Origin of the sequence: Mesorhizobium sp. M0518 (assembly GCF_040321125.1) — a bacterium.
Taxonomy (GTDB): domain Bacteria; phylum Pseudomonadota; class Alphaproteobacteria; order Rhizobiales; family Rhizobiaceae; genus Mesorhizobium.
In genome coordinates this window covers 13,347-38,912 of sequence record NZ_JAMYQY010000003.1, presented here as the reverse complement: position 1 = coordinate 38,912, position 25,566 = coordinate 13,347, and the positions used below count along the sequence as shown (strand labels likewise).

The 25,566-nt window shown below is 64.2% G+C and carries 23 protein-coding genes and 1 pseudogene; all 24 read right to left on the bottom strand.

Annotation, left to right across the window (positions count from 1 at the left end):
- Window positions 1–38: 38 nt before the first annotated feature.
- The 24 genes and pseudogenes from NKI66_RS05135 to NKI66_RS05020 all read right to left on the bottom strand — a co-directional run bounded on the left by NKI66_RS05135 (window position 39) and on the right by NKI66_RS05020 (window position 25,541).
- On the bottom strand, window positions 39–980 hold the full coding sequence (locus NKI66_RS05135) for a D-ribose ABC transporter substrate-binding protein (RefSeq protein ID WP_013533072.1): 942 nt from the start codon (window positions 978–980) through the stop codon (window positions 39–41).
- A gap of 38 nt (window positions 981–1,018) precedes the next feature.
- Window positions 1,019–2,152 carry an ABC transporter permease gene (locus tag NKI66_RS05130; protein WP_128302320.1) on the bottom strand — a complete coding sequence of 378 codons (1,134 nt, stop codon included), beginning with the start codon at window positions 2,150–2,152 and terminating at the stop codon, window positions 1,019–1,021.
- A 26-nt stretch (window positions 2,153–2,178) separates the two neighbouring features.
- On the bottom strand, window positions 2,179–3,720 hold the full coding sequence (locus NKI66_RS05125) for a sugar ABC transporter ATP-binding protein (protein WP_127296543.1): 1,542 nt from the start codon (window positions 3,718–3,720) through the stop codon (window positions 2,179–2,181).
- Complete coding sequence (locus tag NKI66_RS05120) at window positions 3,717–4,373, bottom strand: DUF2291 domain-containing protein (RefSeq protein ID WP_127296544.1); 657 nt, start codon at window positions 4,371–4,373, stop codon at window positions 3,717–3,719. Before NKI66_RS05120 ends, NKI66_RS05125 begins: the two co-directional genes overlap by 4 nt.
- Window positions 4,374–4,406: 33 nt before the next feature.
- Window positions 4,407–5,417, bottom strand: coding sequence for a sugar-binding transcriptional regulator (locus NKI66_RS05115; RefSeq protein ID WP_128302319.1), 1,011 nt, complete (start codon window positions 5,415–5,417; stop codon window positions 4,407–4,409).
- A gap of 422 nt (window positions 5,418–5,839) precedes the next feature.
- Window positions 5,840–7,555: a glycerol-3-phosphate dehydrogenase/oxidase gene (locus NKI66_RS05110; protein WP_128302318.1), complete on the bottom strand. Its 1,716-nt coding sequence runs from the start codon at window positions 7,553–7,555 to the stop codon at window positions 5,840–5,842.
- Window positions 7,552–8,328, bottom strand: coding sequence for a DeoR/GlpR family DNA-binding transcription regulator (locus NKI66_RS05105; RefSeq protein WP_128302317.1), 777 nt, complete (start codon window positions 8,326–8,328; stop codon window positions 7,552–7,554). Before NKI66_RS05105 ends, NKI66_RS05110 begins: the two co-directional genes overlap by 4 nt.
- Window positions 8,325–9,860 (bottom strand): FGGY-family carbohydrate kinase, encoded by a 1,536-nt coding sequence (locus NKI66_RS05100; protein ID WP_128302316.1) that lies wholly within the window; start codon window positions 9,858–9,860, stop codon window positions 8,325–8,327. The genes NKI66_RS05105 and NKI66_RS05100 overlap by 4 nt, the downstream gene beginning before the upstream one ends.
- Before the next feature lie 390 nt (window positions 9,861–10,250).
- Entirely contained in the window at window positions 10,251–10,799 is a 549-nt protein-coding gene (locus NKI66_RS05095) for a flavin reductase family protein (RefSeq protein WP_023808916.1), read from the bottom strand.
- Between the two features lie 63 nt (window positions 10,800–10,862).
- Window positions 10,863–12,083 (bottom strand): acyl-CoA dehydrogenase family protein, encoded by a 1,221-nt coding sequence (locus NKI66_RS05090; RefSeq protein ID WP_023808917.1) that lies wholly within the window; start codon window positions 12,081–12,083, stop codon window positions 10,863–10,865.
- A gap of 26 nt (window positions 12,084–12,109) precedes the next feature.
- The gene (locus NKI66_RS05085) at window positions 12,110–12,898 is read right to left on the bottom strand and encodes an alpha/beta fold hydrolase (RefSeq protein ID WP_023808918.1); all 789 of its coding nucleotides are present in this window, start codon (window positions 12,896–12,898) and stop codon (window positions 12,110–12,112) included.
- 11 nt (window positions 12,899–12,909) lie between these two features.
- Window positions 12,910–13,926 (bottom strand): zinc-dependent alcohol dehydrogenase, encoded by a 1,017-nt coding sequence (locus NKI66_RS05080; RefSeq protein ID WP_023808919.1) that lies wholly within the window; start codon window positions 13,924–13,926, stop codon window positions 12,910–12,912.
- A 12-nt stretch (window positions 13,927–13,938) separates the two neighbouring features.
- A complete protein-coding gene (locus NKI66_RS05075; protein ID WP_023808920.1) occupies window positions 13,939–14,967 on the bottom strand; it encodes a branched-chain amino acid ABC transporter permease in 1,029 nt (342 codons plus the stop codon).
- On the bottom strand, window positions 14,964–15,827 hold the full coding sequence (locus NKI66_RS05070) for a branched-chain amino acid ABC transporter permease (protein WP_023808921.1): 864 nt from the start codon (window positions 15,825–15,827) through the stop codon (window positions 14,964–14,966). Before NKI66_RS05070 ends, NKI66_RS05075 begins: the two co-directional genes overlap by 4 nt.
- Window positions 15,814–16,541 (bottom strand): annotated as a pseudogene (locus tag NKI66_RS05065) (ABC transporter ATP-binding protein). The gene NKI66_RS05070 and the pseudogene NKI66_RS05065 overlap by 14 nt, the downstream one beginning before the upstream one ends.
- A complete protein-coding gene (locus tag NKI66_RS05060; RefSeq protein ID WP_023808923.1) occupies window positions 16,538–17,266 on the bottom strand; it encodes an ABC transporter ATP-binding protein in 729 nt (242 codons plus the stop codon). The pseudogene NKI66_RS05065 and the gene NKI66_RS05060 overlap by 4 nt, the downstream one beginning before the upstream one ends.
- A gap of 25 nt (window positions 17,267–17,291) precedes the next feature.
- Window positions 17,292–18,599, bottom strand: a complete 1,308-nt coding sequence (locus tag NKI66_RS05055) for an ABC transporter substrate-binding protein (RefSeq protein WP_023808924.1) — start codon at window positions 18,597–18,599, stop codon at window positions 17,292–17,294.
- Window positions 18,600–18,662: 63 nt separating this feature from the next.
- Window positions 18,663–19,481 (bottom strand): SDR family NAD(P)-dependent oxidoreductase, encoded by an 819-nt coding sequence (locus tag NKI66_RS05050; RefSeq protein WP_023808925.1) that lies wholly within the window; start codon window positions 19,479–19,481, stop codon window positions 18,663–18,665.
- A complete protein-coding gene (locus NKI66_RS05045; protein ID WP_352751131.1) occupies window positions 19,481–20,371 on the bottom strand; it encodes an intradiol ring-cleavage dioxygenase in 891 nt (296 codons plus the stop codon). The genes NKI66_RS05050 and NKI66_RS05045 overlap by 1 nt, the downstream gene beginning before the upstream one ends.
- 10 nt (window positions 20,372–20,381) lie before the next feature.
- Window positions 20,382–22,136: an FAD-dependent oxidoreductase gene (locus NKI66_RS05040; RefSeq protein WP_352751129.1), complete on the bottom strand. Its 1,755-nt coding sequence runs from the start codon at window positions 22,134–22,136 to the stop codon at window positions 20,382–20,384.
- Window positions 22,136–23,185, bottom strand: coding sequence for a branched-chain amino acid ABC transporter permease (locus NKI66_RS05035; protein ID WP_352440111.1), 1,050 nt, complete (start codon window positions 23,183–23,185; stop codon window positions 22,136–22,138). Before NKI66_RS05035 ends, NKI66_RS05040 begins: the two co-directional genes overlap by 1 nt.
- A gap of 7 nt (window positions 23,186–23,192) precedes the next feature.
- On the bottom strand, window positions 23,193–24,056 hold the full coding sequence (locus tag NKI66_RS05030) for a branched-chain amino acid ABC transporter permease (protein WP_023808929.1): 864 nt from the start codon (window positions 24,054–24,056) through the stop codon (window positions 23,193–23,195).
- Between the two features lie 67 nt (window positions 24,057–24,123).
- The gene (locus NKI66_RS05025) at window positions 24,124–24,825 is read right to left on the bottom strand and encodes an ABC transporter ATP-binding protein (protein ID WP_023808930.1); all 702 of its coding nucleotides are present in this window, start codon (window positions 24,823–24,825) and stop codon (window positions 24,124–24,126) included.
- A complete protein-coding gene (locus tag NKI66_RS05020) occupies window positions 24,825–25,541 on the bottom strand; it encodes an ABC transporter ATP-binding protein (protein ID WP_032908626.1) in 717 nt (238 codons plus the stop codon). Before NKI66_RS05020 ends, NKI66_RS05025 begins: the two co-directional genes overlap by 1 nt.
- Window positions 25,542–25,566: the final 25 nt, after the last annotated feature.

Genomic DNA, 25,566 nt, shown 5'->3' with positions numbered 1-25,566 from the left:
GGCAGGGAGTGTCCGCAAGGACACCCCCTGTACAGGTATTACTCAGACAACACGAAGGGTGCGGTGTACTTGTCGACATTGTCCTTGGTGATGAGAAGGCAATCGAACAGCTGCTTCTCGGTCGCCGCACCGGTGGCACCCGTCTTGATAAACGAATCCGCCTGCTGCACGGCCTTGGCCGAGAAGATGGCGACCGGCTGAAGCACGGTGTACTGCAGTTCGCCGGACTTGATCGCCGCAACCGCATCCGGGGAGCCGTCGAAGCCACCGACCTTGATGCCGGCGAGCTTGCCGGCTTCCTTCAGCGCCGCAACCGCGCCAAGCGCCATCTCGTCATTGCCGCTGATCACGGCGATGATGTCGGGATTGGCCTGCAGCATGCTCTGCATCTTGTCGTGGCCCTGGGTACGATCCCAGTTGGCGACCTGCGAAGCAGCCTTTTCGAGATCCGGGTACTGGCTCAGCACAGTCGCGTACCCGTTCGAGCGCGTGGCGGCGTTGTTGTCAGACGGGGCGCCGAGCAGTTCGACATATTTGCCCTTTTCGCCGACGGCCTGCACCCACTGCTGGGCACCGAGAGCAGCACCCTGCGCGTTATTGGAAACGAGCTGACCCTTGGCGAGGCCTTCCTGATTGATCTCGGCATTGACGAGGAACACCGGGATGTTGGCTGCAATCGCCTTCTTCACCGCACCGACAGAGCCGTCGGCGTTGGCCGGATCGAGGATGATCGCCACCGACTTGTTGGTGATGGCGGTGTCGATCAAATTGCTTTCGGTATTGGTATCGCCCTTGTGGGCACCGACATTGGCCGTATAGCCAAGCTTTTCAGCCTCGGCCTTGGCGACGTTGCCCTCGGTCAGCCAGTAGGGGTTGGCCGGATCGTTGACGATGATCGAGATCAGGCCCGCGGCTGACGCGGCGGCCGTGAACCCGACGACCATCGCGGCGGCGAGCAGACTTTTCAGCATGGTTTTCATGTACATTCCTCCAATGATTACGCGGTGTTGCTGCCAGTTCACCTGGCAGTCTTCCCTTGGGCAGGATTGGCCGGTTCGGCCTTCCCCCGTTTCTGAGAAGTCGGTTGGCCACCTGACGCGCTTGGGAGCTTGCTACGGCGGCGATACTGAACGGCATTGAGGAGCACGGCGAGCACGATGACCGCGCCCGTGAACACTGTCTGCCAGTAGGATGAGATGCCGATGATCACCAGACCGTCGGACAGGAAGCCGATGACGAAGGCCCCAAGCAGGGTTCCGCGGATGTTGCCGCGCCCGCCGGTCAGTGCCGCGCCGCCGATGACGACGGCCGCGATGGCCGTCAGTTCGTAGGTGGTGCCGGCGGTCGGTCCAGCCGACGTCAACTGCGAGGACAGGATCAGGCCGGCGATGGCGGCACAGATGCCCGACAGCACATAGACGGAAATCTGCACCGTCTTGACCGGAACGCCGGAGAGTTCGGCCGCGCGCTCGTTGCCGCCCGAGGCGTAGAGCCAGCGCCCGAAAGCGGTGCGGTTCAAGACGATGCTGCCAATGAGCGCGATGACCACGAGAACCACGACGCCCGTCGGCACGCCGAACAGGCGGTTGAAGCCAAGCGCATCGAAGCCGGTGTTTCCGAGCTCGGGCTTGCCGCCGAGATTGTTATAGGTCAGGCCGCTGGTCATCAGCAGCGCCAGGCCGCGTGCCATGTACATGACGCCGAGCGTGGCGACGAAAGCCGGAACCTTGAAGCGCGCGATGAGCACGCCGTTGATCAGTCCGACGACGGCGCCGAGCATGCAGGCCAACACCGCGACCACCCAGACCGGCGGATAGAGAACGACACCCAGCCAGGTCAGCGTCACGCCTTGCATCAGGAACCCGGCAACGACACCGGCCAAGCCCAGCGTCGACCCCACCGACAGGTCGATACCGCCATTGAGGATGACGAGCAGCATGCCGATCGCGAGGATTCCGAAGATGGCGACATGCGAGGCCATGGTCAGGAAATTCGCCACCGAGAGATAGTAGGGCGACAGGATCGAGAACACGACGATGATGACGATCAGGGCAAAGAAAGCGCGACCCTCGAGCAGCAGCTTGGCGAGATCGAAGCCTTCGCCGCCCGCGCTTGGACTGGACTGTTTTCTGGCCTGGCTGACGTCGGTCATTGGTCTGGGCTCCGAAATTCTGGTGATCAGGCGACCACGGCTTCGCCAGAGGCGGCCATGATCTGCTCTTTGGTGGCGTTGGCGCCGAATTCAGCTGAAATCCTGCCACGCCGCATGACGACGATGCGGTGGGCAATGCTGAGGCATTCGTTGACCTCAGAGGTCGAGAAGACGACCGCAAGCCCTTGCGCGGCGCGTTCGCTCAGCAAGCGGAAGACCTCGGCCTTGGCGCCGACATCGATGCCACGGCTCGGTTCGTCGAGAAGGATGACTTTTGGGTTGGTCGTCAGCATCTTGCCGATGACGACCTTCTGCTGATTGCCGCCCGACAGCGATCCGATCATGGCATTGCCGCCTGCGGTCTTTATGGTCACCTTGCGGATCGAATCCTCGACCAGCCCACGCTCCTTGGAACGGGACAGAAACAGCCCCTTGGCGAACGCCTCGATGCTGGCCAGCGAGAGATTGCGGCCGACGGTCATCGTCTGCACCAGCCCGTCGCGCTGGCGGTCCTCGGGGACCAGCACAAGACCTCTGGAGATGCGCTGGGCAATGCTCAGTCCCGAAACGTCCTCGCCTTCCAGAAGCGCGCGGCCGCCCGCCATCGGCACCCGTCCGGCGACGGCTTCCAGCAATTCCGTGCGCCCGGCGCCCATCAGCCCATAGATGCAGACGATCTCGCCTGCCCGGACATCCAGCGACAGGTGGTCGACGACGGAATAGCCCGAGCCCGAAGTGTCGACGACGCTGACATCCTCGATCGACAGGGCGACCTCACCGAACGCATGGCCGGTCGGCGGCGAGCCGAGATCGAAGTTCTCGCCGACCATGTTGCGGACGATCCACTCGAGGTCGATGTTTCTGGCTTCAGCCGTCGCCGTTATCGCCCCGTCGCGCAGGACAACGGCGTAGTCGGTGATCTGCAGCGCCTCTTCGAGGTGATGTGAGATGTAGACGATGGAAACGCCGCGGCTGGTCAAATCGCGGATCACCTTGAACAGCACCTCCACCTCTGTGGCGCTGAGCGCCGAGGTCGGCTCGTCCATGATCAGGATGCGCGAATCGACCGACAGCGCCCGCGCGATCTCGACGATCTGCTGTTGGCCCAGGCGCAGATCCTCGACCAGGGTCATCGGGTCGATGTCCTCTTCGAGATCAGCCATCAGCGCGCGCGCCTGGCGCGATTCTTCGGCGAAGTCGAGGCCGGTCCTGGTGCGCAGTTCGCGGCCCATGAAGATGTTGTCGCGAACGCTGAGATTGGGCGCCAGGCTCAGTTCCTGGTGAATGATCGAGATGCCGCGATCGCGTGCGTCCGAGGATGAGGAAAAACTGACGAGATTGCCGTCGAGCACGATGTCGCCGGATGTCGGCGTGACCACGCCGGAGAGGATCTTCATCAGCGTCGACTTGCCGGCGCCATTTTCTCCGAACAGCGTGGTGACCTTGCCGCGATGGATGTCGAAATTGACGCCCTTGAGTGCATGGACGCCGCCATACGACATGACGATGTTGCGCGCCGAAAGCACGGCGTCGCCATTCGCGGGTCCGGTGTCGGCAGCCGCGCTCATTTGACCTCCAGCCTCACCGGAGTGACCAGCCAGCTCTTCGGGTTGACCAGCTTGAATGCGCCGACCACCGATATGGTCTTGCCGGTCAAGGTGCTCGTATCGACCTTGGCCAGGATTTCCTTCTTCATCTCGTTGTTCAGCGCCGAACCGGCGTCCTGGTATTCGATCTGGTTGGTGAACTGGCCGAATGTGATCTTGCCGGTGGCGTCGCGAAGCTCGGTGCCGTTGATCGCCGGTCCCGTCTGCACGCGGATCATCAGCGTGTCCGGCACACCTTCGACGGCGACTTTGTAGATGCCCGATTTTCCTTCGCCGACGACGCCGGTGAACTTCACCGAGATGACCGGCCCAACGCCCGCCGGCACGCCGTATTCCTTTTCCGCCGTTGCCCTGTCCTTGGTGATCGCCGTCGCCACCGTTGCCGCGTCGGCGGCACGCGCTTCGACATCGGCCTGCACCTTGGGAAACTCCGACTTGCCGTAGTCGGCGGCGGAAAAGACGGCGCTGCGGACATCGCCGGCAGAGCCGATCCTGACCACGTTGGTGTCGAGCGCCATGGCGCCGAGCAGGACGACAACCGCAGCGCCGGCAAGTACCCGACGCAAGCCGGGCGAAGCCGGCCTGGTTGGTGCGGGGGCGGCCTTCGCGCTCATGACGCAACCGCCGGCAAGGCTGATCCGCGCTTGTCACGCATTTGACGATCCTCCGTTCACATGGCGCTTCGCACCATTGGGTTTGTTCTGTTCGACAAGGGCACGGGCGGTGGACTCGTCAGTGATCAGCCCGCTCAGATAGCGGCTTTCGAGCACCGCCTTGATGGCGCGTATTTTCACCTTGCCGCCGGCGACTGCGACGATCCGACGGCCCTTCAACTGGTCCCGCGGAAGCGCCAGGATTCTGTCCGACAGCGCCGTTTCCACCGGGCGTCCCTTGTCGTCGAAGAAGTGGGCGAGCAGCTCGCCGACGCCGCCATCCCGTTTGACCTCATCGATTTCGGAATGTTCGATCATGGCGGTAGCGACCAGCGAGGCTTCCCGTTCGGCGGTGCCTATGCCGACGAACATCAGGTCGGACCGGCTTGCGAGGTCGAAGACATCGCTGATGCCGCGCTGGCCAAGCAGCACTTCACGGTCCTCGGCGGTGTTGGCGACGAAAGGCACCGGCATCACATAGGCCTGCGCGCCGGTCCGCTCGGCCAGCCGATGCATGACATCGTGCGGGTTGGCCGCGAATTTGCGCGTCACGCCGCCAAGCAGCGAGACGAAACGGATATGGGCAGCGGCGGTGCGCGTCAGATACTCGACGCTTGCGGCAAGGGTACGGCCATGGCCGACGCCGATCAGCATGTCCTCGCCGCGATCGATCTCCCGCTTCAGAAACTGAGCGCCGGCGATGCCAAGGGCCTTCAGCGGCAGCTCGTCCTGATCGAGATCAGGAACGACCTCGCAGTAATCCAGCCCGTAAGCATTGATCAGCTGCTGCTCGAGGTCGATGCATTCGCCGACATCGCCGTCGATGATTACCCTGACAAGGCCATCCTGGGTGGCCCGGGTGATGAGCCGATGCGCCTTGAGGCTGGTCAGGCCGAGCCGCTTGGCCACCTGGGCCTGTGTGAGCCCCCCGGCATAGTGAAGCCAGGCCGCGCGCGTGGCGAGGCTGGACTCATGGTCGCGGTTAGCGGTTCCGCCGGATTTCAAGCCATCTCCTCCCCAGGATGATATTATTATCTTTGTGTGCAAAAATTTTCACATCCCTGCATCGCTGTCAATCCCTCGCCGGATTTGGCGCATGCACATACGGGGAATTCACAGTTCTCGCCCTTCCCGAAACGCCGGTCTGCCGGCATTTCGGCGGGCAACATCGACCTATTAGGAGGTGAGCATGTCACTTGATCATACGGCTATGTTAATTTAACGTCAATCTGTGTTATTTCGTGTCTGAGCCAGTAGAATTGCACAGCCATCGGCTATCCAATTTTTTGCTAACTAACTGTTTCTCAATAATAATATCTAATATCGCAAAATCCCAACCCGCCTGTGAGTTGAGCGATTGGGGATGCGGCGCATCCTTAGGCAAACCGACCGGATTGCCTTGGGAAAGAGCATCGGCGACGGAATGATCAGCCCAGCCGCATCAGGTTCCGGTCCTCGAGTTCCAGGGCGGCGGCCTCGACTTCCTCTGCGAGGCGCCCGGCGCTCCAGCCCAGCGCCCGTCCGGCAATCGTCGCAATCTCCTGCAGATCCCGGCCCGTCAGTGACCCTGATATCGCCAGGGTGCTGCGGCGCATGACGATATCGGCCAGATGTTCGACGAACTCGGTGCGGACGATGTAGTCGATTTCCGATTTGCTGTAGCTTTCTGAATCCGGCAGCCGACCCTCATCACCCGACCCATGCGTGGCGATCTGCGTGGCTCTGGTGCCATATCGCGACAGCAGCGCCTCGAGACGCCGTCCTCCAGCGCCCGTTTCCGAGTGAGCCAGAGCCAGCCAACTTGCTCGCGCTGCGGCATCGGCCGGGAAATCCCTGCCGCCGCCGATCGGCATGGCCTGCGTCGTCACCTTGCGGCTGCGCTGCAGGCGGCCGAGCACGGTGTCGGCGACTTCCTCGGCGAAGCCGCGAAAGGTCGTCCACTTGCCGCCGATCAGCGAGATGACTGCGAAAGGTCTGTTCCCATCCGGCTCGGCGACTGGCGCCGAGTGGTCACGGCTGATTAAGCCGGGCACCGATGCATCCGAGGCCGGCAGCGGCCGGATGCCGCTATAGGCATAGACGATCTGGTCGCGTTCGAACGCCATCCCCGGCAGCAGCGTGCGTACGCTGTCGAGCAGGTACTCCACTTCGTCAGGCTCGCAGCGTACCGCGTCGGGATTGTCGGCCTTGATGTCGGTAGAGCCGACCAGCGCCAGGCCGAGATAGTCGTAGACAAGGCAGATGCGGCCGTCATCGGCCTCGAAATAGAGCATGCGCCCGGCAAGGCTTTTGACCAGCTCGTCATGCTTCAGCAGGATGTGCGAGCCCTTGGTACCGCCGATCATCTTCGACGGCGCGCCTAGCAAATCGTTGACATCGTCGATCCATGGACCGGCGGCATTGACCACCAGCTTCGGCCGCACCGAAAAGGCCGCGCCGTTTTTTTTCGGCTGGAAGGTCAGCACGCCATCGGCGGACTTCGCCAGCGCCGTGTAGTTCGCGCTGGCCGAGGCCGTATTTGCCTGCAGCCCATCGAGGATCAGTTCGAGCACCAGCCTTTCGGGATGGCTTATCTTGGCGTCGTAATAGGTGCCGGTGGCGACGATCGAGGGGTTGAGCGCCGGCATCTTGCTGAGCGCCTGGCGCCGCCCGACCATGCGGTGGCGCGGCATGACCTGGTTTCGCGAGCCGTAGAAATCATAGATCATCAGGCCGATCTTGATCAGGATGGCGCCGCGGCTGCGCGGCGCGCTGGTCGAGCCGAACAGCGTCCGCAGCGCCGCCAGCATGCCTTTGCTCCAGGAGAAGATCGGGATGACGGTCGGCAACGGACTGACATAGTGCGGTGCGTTTTTCAGAAGCAAGTTGCGTTCGAGCGTCGACTGCGCCACGAGACCGAACTCGCCTGTTTCGAGATATTTCAGGCCACCATGAATGAGCCGCGACGGCGCGGCGCTGGTGCCCGAGCCGAAGTCGCTCTTGTCGACGATCAGGCAGCTGACGCCTTGCGCGCACAGATCGCGGAACAGGCCCGCCCCGTTGATGCCGGCGCCGAGAATGACGACGTCGACCTCGCCCGTCCCGGCCATGGCGGCCAACCGCCCGGCGGGATTTTCCGTAAATGTTGCTTCGCTTGAGCTCATGGCGCTTTCGTCTTGACGATGCGCAGCTTCACGCCGGCCCGTTCGAGGACTCGCGCCCGCGCATCGCCCAGGCCTTCGGTCGCCAGGACGACGTCGAAGCTGGTCAGATCGTCGAACACATGCAGTGCGATCCTGTCGAACTTGGCATGGTCGATCAGAAGGATGCGCTTCACCGATGCGGCCATCATCGCCTGCTTGACCCGCACGACATTGGGATCCTGGATGAAGGCCGTGGTTCCGGTGATGGCCGAAGCCGAACAGATCAGCACATTGGCGCGCAACTGCGCCACGGCGTTCTCGCAGACGATGCCGATATAGGCGTTGTAGGTGTTGTGGTACTGGCCGCCGAGACAGATGAAGTCGAGTTCGTCGACATTGGTCAGCAGTGATGCCGTCGCCACGGAGTTGGTGATGACGGTCAACGGCTTGATGTCGAGCAACAGCGTCGCGACGGCGTTTGCCGTCGAGGAATCGTCCAGCATCACCACTTGGCCGGCCTCGACATAATCGAGCGCTGCCCGCGCCAAGGCATCCTTCTCGGCCCGGTTGACCGTCACCCGGTAGCGGAAAGCGCTTTCGTAGAGGCCGGACGGCTGAACCGTCACCGCACCGTGCAGCTTGCGCAGCACACCCTGCTGCGCCAGCCGGTCGATGTGCCGGTGGATGGTCATGCGCGATACGCCGAAATGCTCGACCAGATTGTCGATGCGCACCTGGCCGAGCTTGATCACATAGTCGGCGATCTCTTCGCGTCGTTCGTCGGCCTTGATCATGCGGTTCCCCCAGTGTCTTGCCGCGCCAGCTTCTCGATCTCCGGCCAATGCGGTTCGAGCGCACCGGCTATGCGGCCATAGAGGGAAAAGCGCTCGTTGAACACAGCACTTGAGGCCGCCTTCGGCTCGTATTGGCGTGCCGTCATGCCGACCTGCCTGGCGCCCTGTTGCGGCGTCGCGAAGATGCCAACCGCGGCACCCGCGCAAAGGGCAGCGCCAAAGGCCGCGGCCTCGTCGGTCGAGGTGACGATGACCGGGGCGTTCAGCACATCGGCAAACATCTGGACGAAGGCCGGATTGCGCGAGCCGCCGCCGGTCAGGCGGATCTCGCTGATAGCAAAGCCGTCGCGCAAGGCTTCGACATGGGTACGATGATTGAAAGCAATGCCCTCCAGGACCGCCTTGAGCATATCGCCGCGATCGTGCCAGCCGTGAAGGCCGACAAAGCTGGCGCTGGCGACATCGCCAAAGGGGGAGCCGAACAGATAGGGATGAAACAGGATGGTCGACCGCTTTTTCAGCGCCGCGTCGATCTCGCCTGCCAGAAACTCGTGGATCGAGCCACCACCGACCGATGCCCTCTCCTGTTCCGAGCGGCAGAACGTGTCGAGAAACCAATCGTAGTTCGCGGTCGAGGCCGGCGATATCGCCATGTTGTTCCAGCGGCCGGCGTCGATGGCGTTGCGACAGAGCCAACGCGGATCGACGCGCGGTTGCGAAGAGACTACTTCGTTGATGGAATAGGTCCCGGCGACAATGGCGAGCACGCCCTCCTCATGGCCGCCCATGCCAAGTGCGGAGCCAGTTACGTCATGCAGGCCGCTCGCGACCGGTGTCCCCTTGGCAAGGCCGGTCATGTCGGCGGCCTCGGCGGTAACGTGGCCGGCGATCTCGGCCGAATGCGCCATCGGCGGCAGCGCGTCGAAAAGATCGTCCAGTTCGAAGATGCGCATCGCTTCCAGCGCGTAATCCTGCGTGCGGAAATCCGTGAATGAGGTGCTGGCCTCGGTACGGTCGGTGCCGATCGTGCCGGTCAGGCAAAAGCGCAGCCAGTCCTTGCAGGCCAGTATATGCCCGATGCGGCCATAGCGGTCGGGTTGGTTCTTCCTGATCCAGGCCAGCAGCGCCGACGGAGCCGAAACGTGCGGCGCCTGTCCGGTGCGCGCCAACGCATTTTGGAAGACCCCGTCCGCCGACCATTGTTCGACAATCTCGCCGGCGCGGCTGTCAAGCGACAGGATACCGGGGCCTAGCGGCCGGCGATCCTTGTCGAGCAAATAGAGACCATCGCCGTGTGCGGTCGCCGCCACCGCCTTGATATCGTTGGCGGGCCGGCCGCACAATGCGATCGCTTCGCGGATGGCATCGGCGGTGGCTTGCCATAGCCTTGCCATGTCGCGCTCCACCCAGCGCGCATGGGGCATCAATTGCGGAACCCGCCGACGCGACACCGACAACTGCGTGCCATCGGCATCAAAGATCACCGCCTTGGTGACCGTGAGACCGTTATCGATTCCGAGCAAACTGGGCATGGGCGCCGCCGCTTTCAGCAACTGGTGAAGGGCGCTGCAAGGCAAACCTGCAGGTTGGGATAGGGAGGACAGTCATGACGACAATCAACGAGCAACGGTGATACAAAAGCGACGCATCCGACGCGGTAAACAGACCATAATAGCATGTTAAGTTAACGTCAACATGTGAGATATTTTGCGGAAAAGTCTGACGTCATCTGCGACAAAAATTGCCATCCACTCGTACCGCATCCGATGCGGGACGAAGTTCCGGCCAATGCCCAACTGGCCGGATGACCCTCAACCCTGCGCGGCGAGCCAGGGAGCGCGGTACGACTGACGCCGAACGCGCTTCGACTGGCTTTGCAAGTTCCGTGCGCAACGACCGGACAACCCGCGCTTCGGCGCCGTTCAAAGAAAACGCGACGACTCAAGAAGCTCAGCCACCCCGTCCAGTTCCTTGTGCAGGCGATGCCAGCGACGGTCGAGATAAACAAGCGAATGCGCCTCCGGGGGGACCTCGTCCGGCTGCACCTCGCCGTCAAGGAGTTCGGCCGCGACCAGCGTCGCGCCCTCGATCGGCAGGATGCCGAGCCGACGGGCGCGGAACCAGGTCGAAACGCCGATATAGCGGGGTTCGCCCGTAGGCAGCCGCGCCCAGGCGCCTCCCGGCGGGAAACGTTCCGCGCCGCTCGACGCGCAGAGCTGCGCCAGGTCGATATCAGTGAAGCGCAGCAGGTGGATCACCATGGTCTCGGCCCGTAGCAAGGGCTCGGACGAAGTCGATTTCATGGAGAGCGAGAAAGCGACGACCGGCGGCGCAGCACTTACCGAGATCAGCGAGGATACGGTCATCGCCACCGGCCTGTCGCCGGGATCGGCCGTGATCACGGCAACACCGGCCGGATGGTGGCGAAAGGCTTCGCGGAAGGCGTTGGTCATCGGATGCGGGAAGCTCATCGACGTCTCTCTTCTGCAGCGTGAATAAGGGCCGGACGGCGTCCGCCGTCCGGCCCTTGCGGGCTACTTCTTCTCGATCAGGTCGTAGAACTGCCAGGTGCGATCGCTCCACAGGCCGCCGATGTCGCGACCGGCCGAGGTGACGATCGACGGCGCGATCGTGAAATGGTTGGCCGCCACCATCATCTCGCGGAAGGTGCGCTGGATCACGCCGGCGCGCAGCGACGCGCCGCCGCCGGCGCGGTAGGCGAAGTTGCAGATATCGACGCCAACCTCGTGAATCTCGGATTTGGCCAGATGGACAAGGCTGATCTGCCGCGTCGATACGCTGTTGCCGGCTTCGACCGTCGCCTCGATGTCGCGCCAGACTTCGAAGACAAAGGCGCGGGCAGCGCGATAGCGGGCTTCGGCGCGGCCATAGTCGTGCCAGAACTTCTCGCTTTCGCCGATCAGTCCGGCCCGGCCTGACTTCGAGCGGGCGAACTTGGCGATCTCGTCCAGCATCCGCCGCCCGGTGCCGAGCGCCCAGCCGGTATGACCGATGGCGGCGAGGCCAACGACCCCGAGACTGAAGAACTCCTTCTGGCGCAGCGGTGGTGCGGTCAGGATCGGGAAGACGAGATCGTCGGCGATGAAGACATCCTCGGCCGCATAGTCGATGCTGCCGGTACCGCCGAGGCCCAGAACGTCCCAATTGCCGAGCTGCTTGTGCTGGGAGATCGGGGCATGGGCGCACATGATAATCAAATTGCCCTTGTCGTCCTTGGCGGGCTTGCCGGTGCCGTCGTCGACGAAGGCGGCACTGTGGCTATAGGTGGCGTGGCTGAAGCCGCTGCCATAGCTCCACTTGCCGTTCAGCCGGTAACCACCGTCGACCTTCTTCAGCATGCCGAGCGGCGCGCCCTGCCCCGAGAAACGGTTGTCGGTGCCCGGTGCGAACAGCCGCTCGACCGCGCTATCCGGCAGAAAGGCCGCCGACATCGCACCGATGCAGCAATGCACCATTGAAACCCAGCCGGCCGCCCCGGAGTGCCAGGTGATCGCCGCCAGCAGTTCGAGACCCTGGGTGGGTCGCAGCTGCGCACCGCCGAGGCTCTCCGCGGCGAAGATATGCGACATGCGCAGCGGCTTCAGCAGCTCGAACGTGGCCGCAGTCAGTTCGCCATTCTCCTCATCGGTGGTGGCGTTGGCTTCCAGGGCCGGCCCGATCTCCGCGATCTTGCTGAGCAAGTCGCGATAGTCGGTGGTCGTCCCCCACGAGCCGTGCTTGATGGGTTTGTTCATTGTCTTCTCCTCCTTTTCAAATGCGGTCAGCCGGCGAGGAAATCGCCGATCTTCCTGAGTGTTTCGGGTTTCTCCTGCATGACGAAATGGCCGGCATCCTCGACCAGGATCAGGCGTGCGTCGGGCAGGGCTTCGACGAAGAGCGGCGCCTGGCCAGCTGGCAGCAGACGGTCCCTGGTGCCCCAGACGACCAGCGTCGGATTGGCGATGCGCGCCAGGAAGCGCCGCAGGTTCGGATGGCCCATGCCGAACGGCGCCAGCAACCGGCCGAGCGTCTCTCCTTCGCGGGCGCGATCGGCGCCGAAGGCCTCCGCAAAGGCGGGATCCGAGCCGTCCGGGAAATAGCGCAGCGCCACCGAGACGTCATGCGCCAGATAGGCCGGCAGCTCCTGCGGCGCGACCGCGCCCAGATCGGTGGCCGGATGCGCGGGGTCGTTGAGCCCTGCCGGCGCGATCAGCACCACCTTGTCGAAACGCTCGCGCGCAAGGCCGGCGAGCTCCGTCGCCATCCAGCCGCCCATGGAAAAGCCGATGAGATGAGGCTTCTCCGGCAGGTTCAGAACATCGAGCAGGTTCAGGTAGTGCAGAACCATGTCGGACATCCCGGTCACATGCGGCGCAGCGCCCGAAAAGCCGAAGCCCGGATGGCTCGCGCAAAGCACGCGGAAACGGTCGGCGAGGCCTTCGGCGAAGTCGAAACCTTCAAGCGTCGAGGCGCCGTGCAGGAACAGCACGGGCTTTCCCTCACCAATGGCCTTCACCACCGTTTTGGTGCCAGCGACATCGTATTTGAGCGTTTCGAATTGAACGGCCATTTTATTCCTCCTCAAACAAGGTCCGGCTGGATCAGCACTTTGCATTGCGTTGTGCGGCGGCGAAGGCTCTCGAATATCTGCGGAACCGGTGAGAGATCGATCCGATCGGTGATCAGCGCCTGCGGTGCGAAAGGTCCGCCGCGCAGCGCATCGAGGGCGACGCCGAATTCGTTTCGCTTATGGAAGAAGACCGAGAACAGCAGGTTCACCTCCTTGGTCAGCGCAATGAACGGGTCCCACTGGTCTCCGCCAAGGCAGAGGCCGACCCCGACCACCGTGCCCTGCAGCCGTACCGCTTCGACCGCCGCGCCGATGAGGCCGCGCTTGCCAACGCATTCGAAGACGATATCGGGCGCCCCGCCGCAGAGGTCGGCGAGATTCTCCGCCAGCTTTTCGCCGGAAAGCGCGAAGCCGGTCGCGCCGAGAGCAAGCGCACGCTCGCGCTGATGGCCGTGAATGTCGGCGACGACGACACGCGACGCGCCCATCCGCCGCGCCCAGAAGGCGACGAGCAGCCCGATCGGCCCAGCGCCCAGGATGGCAACCCGATCCCCCGGCTTCATGCCCGAGCGGACGATGCAATGCAGCGCAACCGAGAGCGGCTCGGCCAGCGCGCCATCCTCGAGCGCCACATCGCCGGGCAGGATATGACACTGGCGTGCGGCCACAGTCGCGTATTGCGCATAGCCGCCGCCGATCAGCTCCATCTCGCGACAGCGCGCCGGATCGCCTCGCTCACAGGCCTCGCAGTGTCCACAACCGCGCATCGGCGCGACGGCGACACGGTCACCGATCCGAAGGCCTGTTGCCTCCGATCCGACCGCGACGATGTCCCCAGAGAATTCATGGCCGAGCACGAAGCCTGCCTCGATGCCGAAAGGCACGGGATCCTCGGTGATATGCAGATCGCTGCCGCAGATGCCGCAGGCGGCGACACGCAAGACGACCTCGTCCGGTGCCGGCGTCGGGTCCGGCACCGTGCCGATCCGCAGCGGGACGCCGACCCTATCGAAGATGGCGGCTTTCATGAATCCTCCTCGTCAGCGGTTCGGGTCAACAAGCTTGCGTCGGATCGGGAACCATGGTGCATCCCACCGTTTCGTGATCAGGCCCCAGATGCCCGTCCGGGCGTAGAGCGCGACCAGAAGCGTCATCAGGCCGAGGACAACGAAATAGGTCGCGCCGTATTCGCCGAACCAGCGGTCCGCGATGAAGAAAATCAGGGATCCGATCAGAACGCCCTCGATGGAGCCGATTCCACCGACCATGACGATGAAGATCGCGACGTTCGCCCACATCGGATCAAAGGCCGAACCCGGGGTGATGCGGAGCTGCGCCATGAAATAGATCGCCCCAGCAAGACCGCAGCCGACCGCCGACGCGACGTAGATCAGGAAGCGCAGCTTGACGACATTCACGCCCTGGCTCGCGGCCGCGCCCGGATTGTCGCGCATGGCGATCAGCGCAAGGCCGAAGCGCGAGCGAAGCAGCCAGTAGCTGCCGCCCAGCGTGACGAGCAGCATCCCCGCGCAGAGCAGCGACATGGCGACATTCCGCTCGAAGGCCGAATAGTCCTTCATCACGCGAAGCGACATGCCCGCGCCGGAATTGACGAGCGGCAGGTTCGAGGCGGTCAGCCGAAAAACCTCGGCCACAACCCATGTGCCGATCGAAAAATAGGGGCCATCCAGGCGGTGCAGCAGCAGGTAGATCGGCACGGCCAGCGCGGCCGGCACCAGAAGCGAAAGGAAGACCGCCACAAACGGATTGATGCCGTAAGTCTGCGCCAGCACGAAAAGCGCATAGCCGGCCGCACCCATGAAAGCGTGCTGGCCCACCGAGACGAGGCCGGCATAGCCGGCGAGCAGGTTCCACATCTGCGCGACGGCGATGTAGGAGCACAGCACCAGAATCGACCGGATGGTGCCGGTCGAGGCCCACCACGGCATGGCAGCAACACCGATCATCGCCAGCACCGCCAGCGTCATCGCGATGCGACCGGACCGGGTCTGGCGCTGGACCAGGACCTCGGGCACCTCGGTTGTTGCCACATAGGGGATCGCACTCATGACAATGCCTTTCCGAACAGACCCTGCGGGCGGGTCGCCAGCACGACCAGGAAGACGATATGTCCGGCAAGCACGCCGAAGCCCGGATCGATGCGGAAGCCGATGGCCTGAGAGATGCCGAGGACCATCGAGCCGGCGAAGGCGCCCCATACCGTACCCATGCCGCCGATGATCACCGCTTCGAACGCGTAGATAAGCTGGGCAGGTCCATCGGCCGGCGCAACGGTCGACCGCAGCGCCTGGAAGACGGCGGCAAAGCCGAGGATGCCGACCGCCGCCGCTGTCGCCATCGCATAGACGGCGCGCGGGTTGATGCCGGTCATCGCCGCCGCCTCGACATCGGCCGACGCGGCGCGGAGCGCCCGGCCGAAGCGCGTGCGCTTCAGCGTCAGGTCGAGGCCCCATGTCAGTCCCGTGGCGACCGCCAGCACGATCAGCGGCAGGAGGCCGATATAGATACCGCCGATCTCGATGGACTGGCTCTCGATCCCGTGGCCCGGCAACGACCGGCTGTTCGCGGACCATATCTGGAGCATCAGGTTCTGCAGCGCGATCGACAGTCCGAAGGTCGCGATCAGCGAGGGCAGCGGATCGCTGCCCACCACGCGGTTCAGCACGGCCTTCTGCAGCACCCAGCCCATCAGCACCGCGAGCGGCACCAGCACGATCAGCACAGGCAGCGGTCCCAGACCCCAGGCCGTGGCGATCGAAATGCCGATCAGCGACAAAAGGATCACCAGATCGCCGTGGCTGATGTTGACGATCCGCATGACGCCGAACATCAGCGCCATGCCGAGCGCATACTGGGCATACATGCCGCCCAGCAGGATCCCCTGCACCAAGGCGTCAAACCACTCCATGGCCCGCTCCAAAATAGGCTTTGCCGATCTGCTCGCGCGTGATCTCGGCGGACTTGCCGGTCAGGGTCACGCGCCCCTCCAGCATGCAGTAGAGGCGGTCCGAGGCGGTTCGGGCGAGACCGACATCCTGCTCGACCACGATCATCGCCGTTCCAGTGGCGCGGATTTCGGGCAAGGCGGCATAGATCTCGCGGATCACCTTGGGCGCAAGACCGAGGCTGATCCGTCGCAGAGCAGCACGCGCGGCTGGCAGAGCAGCGCGCGGCCGATGGCCACCATCTGCTGCTGCCCGCCCGAGAGGCTCTGCACCTGCGTGCGGGCCTTCTCCTTGAGGATCGGGAACAGCTGATGCAACCGCGGCAGCGTCCATCCGCCCTTGGCGCCCATGCGCGCGGCCTGGTCGATGGCGACGCGAAGATTGTCCTCGACCGACATGCCGGTGAAGAGGCGGCGGCCCTCCGGCACGATAGCGACGCCCTTCTGCACCATGCGGTCGGTGGCGGTGCCGCCGACCGGCTCGCCGTGCAGCAGCACCATCTCGCGCCCAACCGGGAGCAGGCCCATGATCGAACGCAGGAGGGTGGATTTTCCAGCCCCGTTGGCGCCGATCAGAGCCACGGCCTCACCCTGGTGCAGCTCGATGTCGACGCCGTAGAGCGCCTGGAAGTCGCCATAGCGGGCCAAGAGCCCGTGGGTGGAAAGAACAGCCGTCATACCTCGATCCCCATGTAGACGCGCTGGACCTCGGGCAGCGCGATCACTTCGGCGGGCACGCCTTCGGCGATCTTCTCGCCGAAGTTCAGCACCAGCAGCCGGTCGGCCACCGCCAGCAGTGCGTGCAGCACATGCTCGATCCACACGATGGTGATGCCGCGGTCGCGGATGCGGCGCACCAGCGCCACCAGCGCCTTCGATTCATCGTCGGTCAGCCCGCCCGCGATCTCGTCCAGCAGCAGCAGCTTCGGATCCGACGCCAGCGCGCGCGCCAGCTCCAGCCGTTTGCGGTCGAGCAGCGTCAGAGCGCCGGCCGAGACATTGGCTTTGTCGGAGAGCTCGCAATCGCGCAGGACCTGGGCGCAGAAAGCATAGCTTTGCTTCTCGGACCGGCCGCCGCCGAAAGCAGCGGCGACCAGCAGGTTTTCGAAGGTGGTCATGCCGGAATAGGGACGCGGGATCTGATAGGTCCGCCCGATCCCCATCTGGCAGCGCCGGAAGGGCGGCTCGCCACGGAGCGCCGTGTCGCCGAGCTGGATCTCGCCGCCGGACGCCTTCAAATCGCCGCTGATCATGTTGAACAGCGTCGTCTTGCCCGCCCCGTTCGGGCCGAGGATGCCCAGCACCTCGCCCCGATGTACGTCGAAACTCACCTCATGCAGGACGCGGACAGCACCGAAAGACTTCGACACGCCGTGCGCTTTCAGCAGGATTTCTCTATCCATAGCTCTGCCCGCGTCCCCGCTCATGTCACCAGGCGATCGGCTGAATAGCCTGCTGGGGTGCGAAAAGCTGATTGACCGTGTTGTCGACGATCTTCAGGTCATAGGGCCATTTCTCGCCCTTCACCCACTGGCCGCCGAAGATCGGCGTCTTGCAGATGTTCTTGTGGGGCGAGCCGTCGAACTTGATATGACCGACCAGGGTCTGCAGATCGGTAGCGACCAGAGCGTCACGGTTGGCCGTACGGTCAAGCGGATTGGAAGAGCGCTTCAGGATGTCGAGCGCAACCTCGAGCAAGGCATGCGAATAGCCCAACGGCTGCGTCCACTGGCGCTTCGAATCGACTTCCCATTGGCTGGCGATGTCGCTGCTGACCTGCCCGGTCAGCGACGACTTGAACGGGAAGGCCGGCGTCCACCAGACCTCCGAGGACATGCCGTTGCCCAGAGGACCCATCGCCTCGACGCCGCCTGGAAACAGCAGCGCCGCCGCCACCGTGACCGCCTTCGGCTTGAAGCCCTGCTGGTTGCACTGGGTGACGAAGGTCTTCAGATCGTCGGGATAGGTGATGCCGCCGATGATCTCGCAGCCCTGCTTCTTGAACTCGGCGATCTGTGCGGAAAAATCATTGGTGCGGGGCTGGAAATAGCCGGGCACCACGACCTCGTAGCCGGCCTTGCGGGTCGGCGCTGGCAAGCCATATTCGTCGTTGCCCCAGGTCTCGCCGTCGATGTTCTGCGGGAACAGCATCCCGACCTTCTTGTTGGTCTCCAAATGGTTCCAGAGCCCGACGAAGGTGTTCAACGCCTCGTCGAGGCCCCAGAAGAAATGATAGGTCCAGTCGAAGGTCTGCTTGCCGCCGCCGCGCGGCATGATCACCGCTTGCCAGGGAGCGCCCGAGGAAATACAGGGCGTTTCATAAAGTTCGGCCTGCTCGGCCGCGGGCAGGATCGTGTCGGTGGTCGAGGCCGGCACGAGCAGATGAACCTCGTCGTTCAGGATCAGATTGCCGGCGATTTCCGATGCCTTGTTCGGATTGGACTGGCTGTCGCGGTCGAGGATCTCGATTTCGTAAGTATTGCCGTCGGCGCATTGCAGCTGGCCGCCGAGCAGGGCGCGGATCTTCTGCAAGGTGTAGCCATCCGTTTCACCAAAAAGGGCGAGCGGTCCGGTCGTCGGGCTGAGGTAACCCAGCTTGATCTTCCCGGCGGTCGCGGCGCGCACATAGGCCGGCATGCCAAGCGTGCTGGCGGCAACGCCGGCTCCAATCCCCTTCAGCACGCTTCGACGGCTGGGCCGCAAGCCCGATTTCACCAGTCTGTTGTAGTAGCTCATCGTCGGTTCCTCCCTGGGTTAAGTTTCTCCGGCCCACGGGACCGGTCTCAGTTCAAAGCGTGTTCAGGTCATCCGCAGCAGCGAGCCGCCATCGATGACGATCAGAGAGCCCGTCACGTAGGAAGCGGCAGGCGACGCCAGATAAAGCGCCAGGCCCTTGATCTCTTCCGGGTCGCCGATCCGACCGAGCAGCGACTGGGCCTCGAAGGCCTCGCGGTCCGCCGGATTGCGCAGCCGACCGCCGGCGATGTTGGTGATGAACGGTCCGGGCAGGATGGCATTGATGCGGATGTTGTAGGCGCCAAGCTCCATCGCCATGTGGCGAACGAGATGGTTCACCGCGGCCTTGGCGGGCATGTAGGGCGTGCCCACGATGCTCTCGTTGATCAGCGATGCAATGGACGACGTGACGATGATCTGGCCGCCGCCATTCGGCTTCATGTGCCGGACGGCATGTTTGATCGTGGTGTAGACCGAGGTCAGGTTGATCTCGATCACCTTGTCCCAGTGCTCGTCGGGCAGGTTCTCGATGGCGCCCTCGGGGTTCCTTTCGCCCGTCGGGGTGTTGAAGCCCGGCCCGGCATCGATCCCGGCATTGGCGAACACGACATCGATCGAGCCCGCCTTCCCGGCGACCTTGTCGAAGGCTGCGGCCATGGCCGCACGGTCACCGACGTCGACAACCTGGCCCCAGACATCGCCACCCACCGCCCTGATCGCGGCCACGGTCGTGTCAAGCCCGGCAGGGTTCAGGTCGAAGATGCAGACCTTCGCCCCGTGCTCGGCCATGATCTCGGCATAGGCCTGCCCGATGCCGCCGGCGCCGCCGGTGACGATCACCGACTTGCCTCTGACATCGAACATCTTCTCAAGTGCGGCCATCAGTTTCCTCCTTTGTGCGACAGCACGAAATCGAACTCCACGTCGTAGAACGGGGCCGCAACCTCGACCCTGGCGGCAGCTTCGGCGTTCTCGACCTTGCGGAATTCGGCGAGCAGGCTCTTCTTCACGCCGAAGACGGCATCTGAATCGATGTACGGGTCGTCCGGGTCGAAGATGTGCGTGGTCAGCGCTTCGAAGCCCTCGGCCTCGACGATGTAGTGGAGATGCGCCGGACGATTGGGGTGACGCCCCAGCGCGCCCAGCAGCTTGCCGACCGGGCCATCATCCGGGATCGGGTAGTATTTGGGCTTCACGCCGCGAAACCAGTAGCGCCCGTCCGTGCCGGTGCGAAAGACGCCGCGCAAGTTGAAGTCGGGCTGGATGCCCTTCTGCTGCACGTCGTAGAAGCCCTCGTCATTGGCCTGCCAGACGTCGATCTTGGCGCCTGCGATCGGCTTGCCCTCGGTATCGAGGATGCGGCCATGCACGAACATGGGCTCGCCCTTCTGGTCGAGGCAGATGTTGGAGCCCATCGGCAGTTCGGGGGCGTCGGCGACGTGGAAGGGTCCCAGCACCGTCGATTCCGAGGCGCCCGACGGCTTGCGGTTGTTGATCGCATCGACCAGCATCGAGATACCGAGAACATCCGACACCAGGATGTATTCCTGCCGCCACTCGTTGCAGATCTGGCCTGTCCGCGTCAGGAACATGATCGCGCCGAACCATTCCTCCTGTGTCGGCTCGATCTCTTTCACCGCCTCGTGCAGCTTGCGGGTGATGACCTCCATCACCTCTTTGAGCCGCTCGTCCTTGGCGTTCCTGTTCCGCGCCACCACGACCTCGGCCGAGTTCGCTTCGGTGAAATAGCCGGATTCGTGTTCGTCGATCATGCGATCCTCCTCAGCGCGCCAGAACGGATTTGAAGATCCGGCGCAGTTCGGCCGCCGGCTCGGCCGCCAGCGTTTCGGAGCGCCAGGCGACGTGGTGGTCGGGACGGACGATCAGGCAGCCGGTGTCGCGGATCTCCCGTGCGCCGGCCCAGTCGCCGGTATGATCCTCGATCGCGCGGCGCGGGCCGATCACATGGCTGCGGATCGGCAGACCGAGCTCCGCGCCCACCGTCTCCGCCGCGGCGACCCACGCCTCTCCGCCAATGCCGGTCAACAGCGTGAACTCGCCATGCCCGCAAAGATCGAGCGTCGAGACCTTCCTGCCCGAGCGCTCGAAGACCCAGACATGCGGCAAGCGCGCGCCCGGCCAGGTTGTCGGCGCATAGTGCAGCTCGCGATCCTTCTCGAAGGCCGGCTCGCGCTGGCCGTCGGTCACCACCGCGCCCGACGCATAGCGCTGGTTCATCTCGACGCCATGGGCGTCGAACTCGTACTTCTTGAAGGCGATGGCCTTGCGGAGCGCCTCGCGCTGCGCTTCGGCGACGGGCGTCGCATCGGCGCGAGCCTCCATGTTCCTCTGGATCTTGTCGTGATCCACGCCGCCGTCCATGCCGAGCGCCTCGAAGATCGGTCCGAATTCGGCGATGGACTGGTTCGCCCGTGTCACGATCTGGCGCGCGATCGGTGCGCGCTCGGCCGAGAAGCTGTCCAGAAGCCCGACCCCCGCCTGCCCCTTGATGACCTTGGCAAGCTTCCAGGCGAGGTTGAACCCGTCCTGGATCGATGTGTTCGAGCCGAGCCCGTTCGAGGGCGGATGCCGGTGCGCGGCATCGCCCATGATAAACACCCGCCCCTTCTGCATGTGCGTGGCGAAGCAGTTGTTCACGGTCCAGGTGTTCGCGCCCAGGAGCTCGATCTCGAGCGCGGGATCTCCGACCAGTTGACGCGCGACGCTGGTGGCCAGTTCCGGCGTCACGTCCGGCGGCGGCTGGTTGATGTCGTAGCCCCAGACGATCAGCCACTCGGTCCAGGGCCGCACCATGCGAACGAGGCCCATGCCGATGCCGCCGACGTCGGCGCCGGGCTGCATGACCCAGTAGAGGACGCTTGGCCGGTGGGCGACATACTTCGAGAGATCGGCCCTGAACAGGATGTTCATCGAGCCGCCGACGCCCATCTTGCCTTCGAGCGGCAGGCCCAGATGCTCGGCCACCAGCGAGTTGCCGCCGTCGGCACCGACGAGGAACTTCGACCGCACGGTGAAATCCTTGCCCGACAGCCGATCGTGGCAGGTCGTCGTCACGCCGTCCGCATCCTGGACATGGCTGACATATTCCGTGCTCATGCGTGCCTGCGTCCCGCGGGCGCAGGCCGACTTGAACAGGATCGGCTCCATGAAGGTCTGCGGCAGATCGTTCATGAAGCAGGGAGACGACAGGAGATGTTCGGCCTTCGAGAGCGGGTGGATGCCCCAGCTCTTCATGCGGCCGATCTCCTCGCCGGCCAGGCTTTCGCAGAACACGTTCTCGCCCATCAGCTCCTGCGGCGAGGCGTGCATCATGGCCTCCGCCTCGACATCCGGACCGAGGTCGCGCAGCACTTCCATGGTGCGCTGGTTGGTGATGTGGGCACGCGGCGTGTTCGACAACCAGCGGTAGCGATTGACGATCATGTTGGCCACGCCGTAGCTGGACAGAAGTGCCGCCGTGGCCGAGCCGGCTGGGCCCGTGCCGATGATCAGCACGTCGGTTTCGATATCCGCCATCAAATTCCTCCCTCGATCTTCGGACCGGTCAGCCTGCGGCGAACCGGAAACAGGTGCAGGCCATTGCGGGACGCGATCAGGCCCCACAGCCCCTTTGGTGCAAAAAGCATCACGACGACGGCGATGAGGCCGAGCGTCATCAAGTACCAGCTGCCGTAGTCGGCCAGCGCCGAACGCAGCGCAAAGAAGACCAGCACGCCGAGGATCGGCCCCTCGATGGTGCCGATGCCGCCGATGACGACAATGAAGATGACGTTGGCGGTCCAGTCGGTGACGGCAAAGGCCGCGCTCGGCGAGATGCGGGCCGTCTGCAGGAAGATCAGCGCGCCGGTCAGCCCGGTGGCGGCCGCGGCGATCAGAAAGACCGCCCATCTGAGCCGGCCGGTATCGACGCCCACCGATTGCGCCGCGTCGACATTGTCGCGCACGGCCGCCAGCGCCAGCCCGAGGCGACTGCGCAGCAGCCAATAAATGCCTCCCGTCACGGCCACGAGCAGCGCCAAAGCCAGCCAGTAGGCCATAACATCGCGTGCCGCGGCCTCGCGGACCCCGAACAGCGCCCGGACCGCATCGGTGCCCAGGATACTGCTCGTCGCCTCGCGCGGCAGCGAGGTGCCGGTGCCGCCACCGAGCGCCTTCCACTGCGCGACCAGCAGTCGCGTCACTTCGGCGATCACCCAGGTGCCGATGGCGAAATAGGCGCCCTGCAAACGGAACGCGAAGAAGGCCGTCGGAACCGCCAGCACCAGAGCGGCAAGGCCGCCCAGCGGGATCGCCAGGACCGGATTCCAGCCGAGCAGGATCACGCCGGCGAACATCGCATAGGCGCCGATGCCAACGAAAGCCTGCTGGCCCACCGACACCAGGCCGCCATAGCCCGCCAGCAGGTTCCATATCTGCGCCAGCGTCAGCATGGTGAGGATGAAGAAGAGATCCTGTATGACGCCACGCGAGGCCACGGCAGGCAGCGCGAGCGCGGCGACGATGAAGATCGGCACGATGATCGCGGTCACGGTTCCGGCGCGGGTGCGGGTTGTCAGTCGATACATGCCGCCCTCAATCCACTGCGCGCGGAAAAAGCCCGCGCGGCTTGAGCAGCATCACGGCCAGGAAGGCGATGTGGCCGGCCAGGATCTGCCATTCCGGATTCAGCGCGGCGCCAAACGTCTGCGCCACGCCGATGATGATCCCGCCCGCGAGCGTCCCCCACAGGCTGCCGAGGCCGCCGATGATCACCGCCTCGAAGGCATAGATCAGCCGCGCCGGTCCGATCGAAGGATCGAAGTTCGCCCGCATGCCGAGATAGAGTGCCGCCAGCGTCACGACGACCATGGCGATCCCGGTGGCGATCGCGAAGATCCGCTTCGGCTCTATCCCCATCAGCCCCGCCGTCACGACGTCGTCCGAGGTGGCGCGGAAGGCACGGCCGAGGGCGGTGTGGTAGAAGAGCGCGTTGAGCGCAATGATCATCACGATCGCCGAGGCAAAGGTCATCAGCGGCATGATCCCCACCGTGACCAGCCCGAGATCGAGCGATGCCCCTTCCAACGCGCCCACCGGGATGCGGCGGCTGTCGGCGGAGAAGGCCTCGAGCAGGCCGTTCTGCAGGGCGACCGACAGGCCGAAGGTGACCAAAAGCGGCGGCAGGATGTCCTTGCCCAGCACGCGGTTCAGAACGGCGGTCTGCAGCAGCCAGCCGAGCGCGAACATCACCGGCATGGCGACCAGAGCGGCAATCCAGGGCGACAGGCCGAGCAGCGTGACGCCCATCAAAACCAGATAGGCGGCAAGAATGATGAGGTCGCCATGGGCGAGGTTCACCAGCCGCATGATACCGAAGACGAGGCTCAATCCCGCTGCGAACAAGGCATAGAGCCCGCCCAGCAGAATCCCTTGCACGAGGGTGTCCAGCCAGATCATCGCCGCGCCACCTCGATCAGGCCATAAGAGCGCTGCGCGAGCAGATGACAGAGCCTCGGTTGCCGCGTCATGCCGCCACTCCGAAATAGGCGGAATGGATGTCTTCGCGCGTGACCTCAGCCGCCCTGGCGGCCAGCGTGACGCGACCCTCCATCATGCAGTAGACGCGATCGGCCACCGCCAGCGCCTTGCCGATATCCTGCTCCACCAGCACGATCGCGGCGCCGCCTTCGCGGATCCTGGGAAGGGCTGCGTAGATATCGCGGATGACGACCGGCGCGAGGCCGAGGCTGATCTCGTCGCAGAGCAGCAATTGGGGGTTCGACATCAGCGCCCGGCCGATCGCCACCATCTGCTGCTGGCCGCCCGAGAGCGCGGTGCTGGGGCTCTTGCGCCGCTCGCGCAGGATCGGGAAAAGGTCATAGACGGCGTCGAGGTTCCACGGCCCCGGCACCTTGCGCGCTTGCCCGCCGACCAGCAGGTTTTCCTCGACGGTCAGCGAAGGGAACAGTCGGCGCCCCTCCGGCACCATGGCAATGCCGCGCTTCATGATCTCGGCCGAAGACAGCGCGCCAATCGGCTCGCCCCTGTGCAGCACCATGCCGGGCTCGTTGCCGATCACGCCCGTGATCGAGCGCATCAGCGTGGATTTTCCGGCGCCATTGGCGCCGATGATCGCCACGCATTCGCCCGCGGCCACGCTGATATCCACACCGAACAGCGCCCGGAACTGGCCGTAATTCGCGGTGAGGCCGCGCGTTTCCAGCATCAGACCTCGAGCCCCAGATAGATTTCGCGAACCGCCTTCGAGGCCATGATCTCATCAGGCGCACCGATCCCGATCACACGCCCAAAATCCAGCACGAGAAGCCGCTCGACCACCGAATTCAGGGCGTGCAGCACATGCTCGATCCAGATGATTGTCGTGCCCCTGGCGTGGATCGCCTTGATCGTCGCGACCAGGGCCTTGCATTCGCCCTCCGTCAGACCGCCGGCGATCTCGTCCAGGAGCAGAAGCTCAGGGCCTGTCGCCAGGGCGCGGGCGAGTTCGAGGCGCTTGCGGTCGAGAAGGCTCAGCGAGCCGGCCACGAAATTGGCCTTCCTGAGAAGCTCCGTCTCCTCGAGGATACCAGCGCAATCGTCGACCATCTCGGCCTCGCGTGCGCCGCGGCCGAAGGCGGCAGCGGTCAAGAGATTTTCGAACACGGTCAGCCCCTCGAAAGGCTGCGGAATCTGGAAGCTGCGGCCAACGCCCATGCGCACCCGCTCCATCGCCGGAGCACGGGTCACGTCGCGGCCGAGCAATTCGATGCGACCCTCATTTGCAAACAAGTTGCCGGTGATCAGGTTGAAGAGCGTCGATTTTCCGGCGCCGTTCGGGCCGATAATGCCCAGCGCTTCGCCGCGCGGCACGCTGACGGTCACGGAATCCGCAACCTTCAAGGCGCCGAAGGACTTCGAAACGTTTTCCAGCCTGAGTATCATCACTGTCATCCTTGGGTCGCGCCGA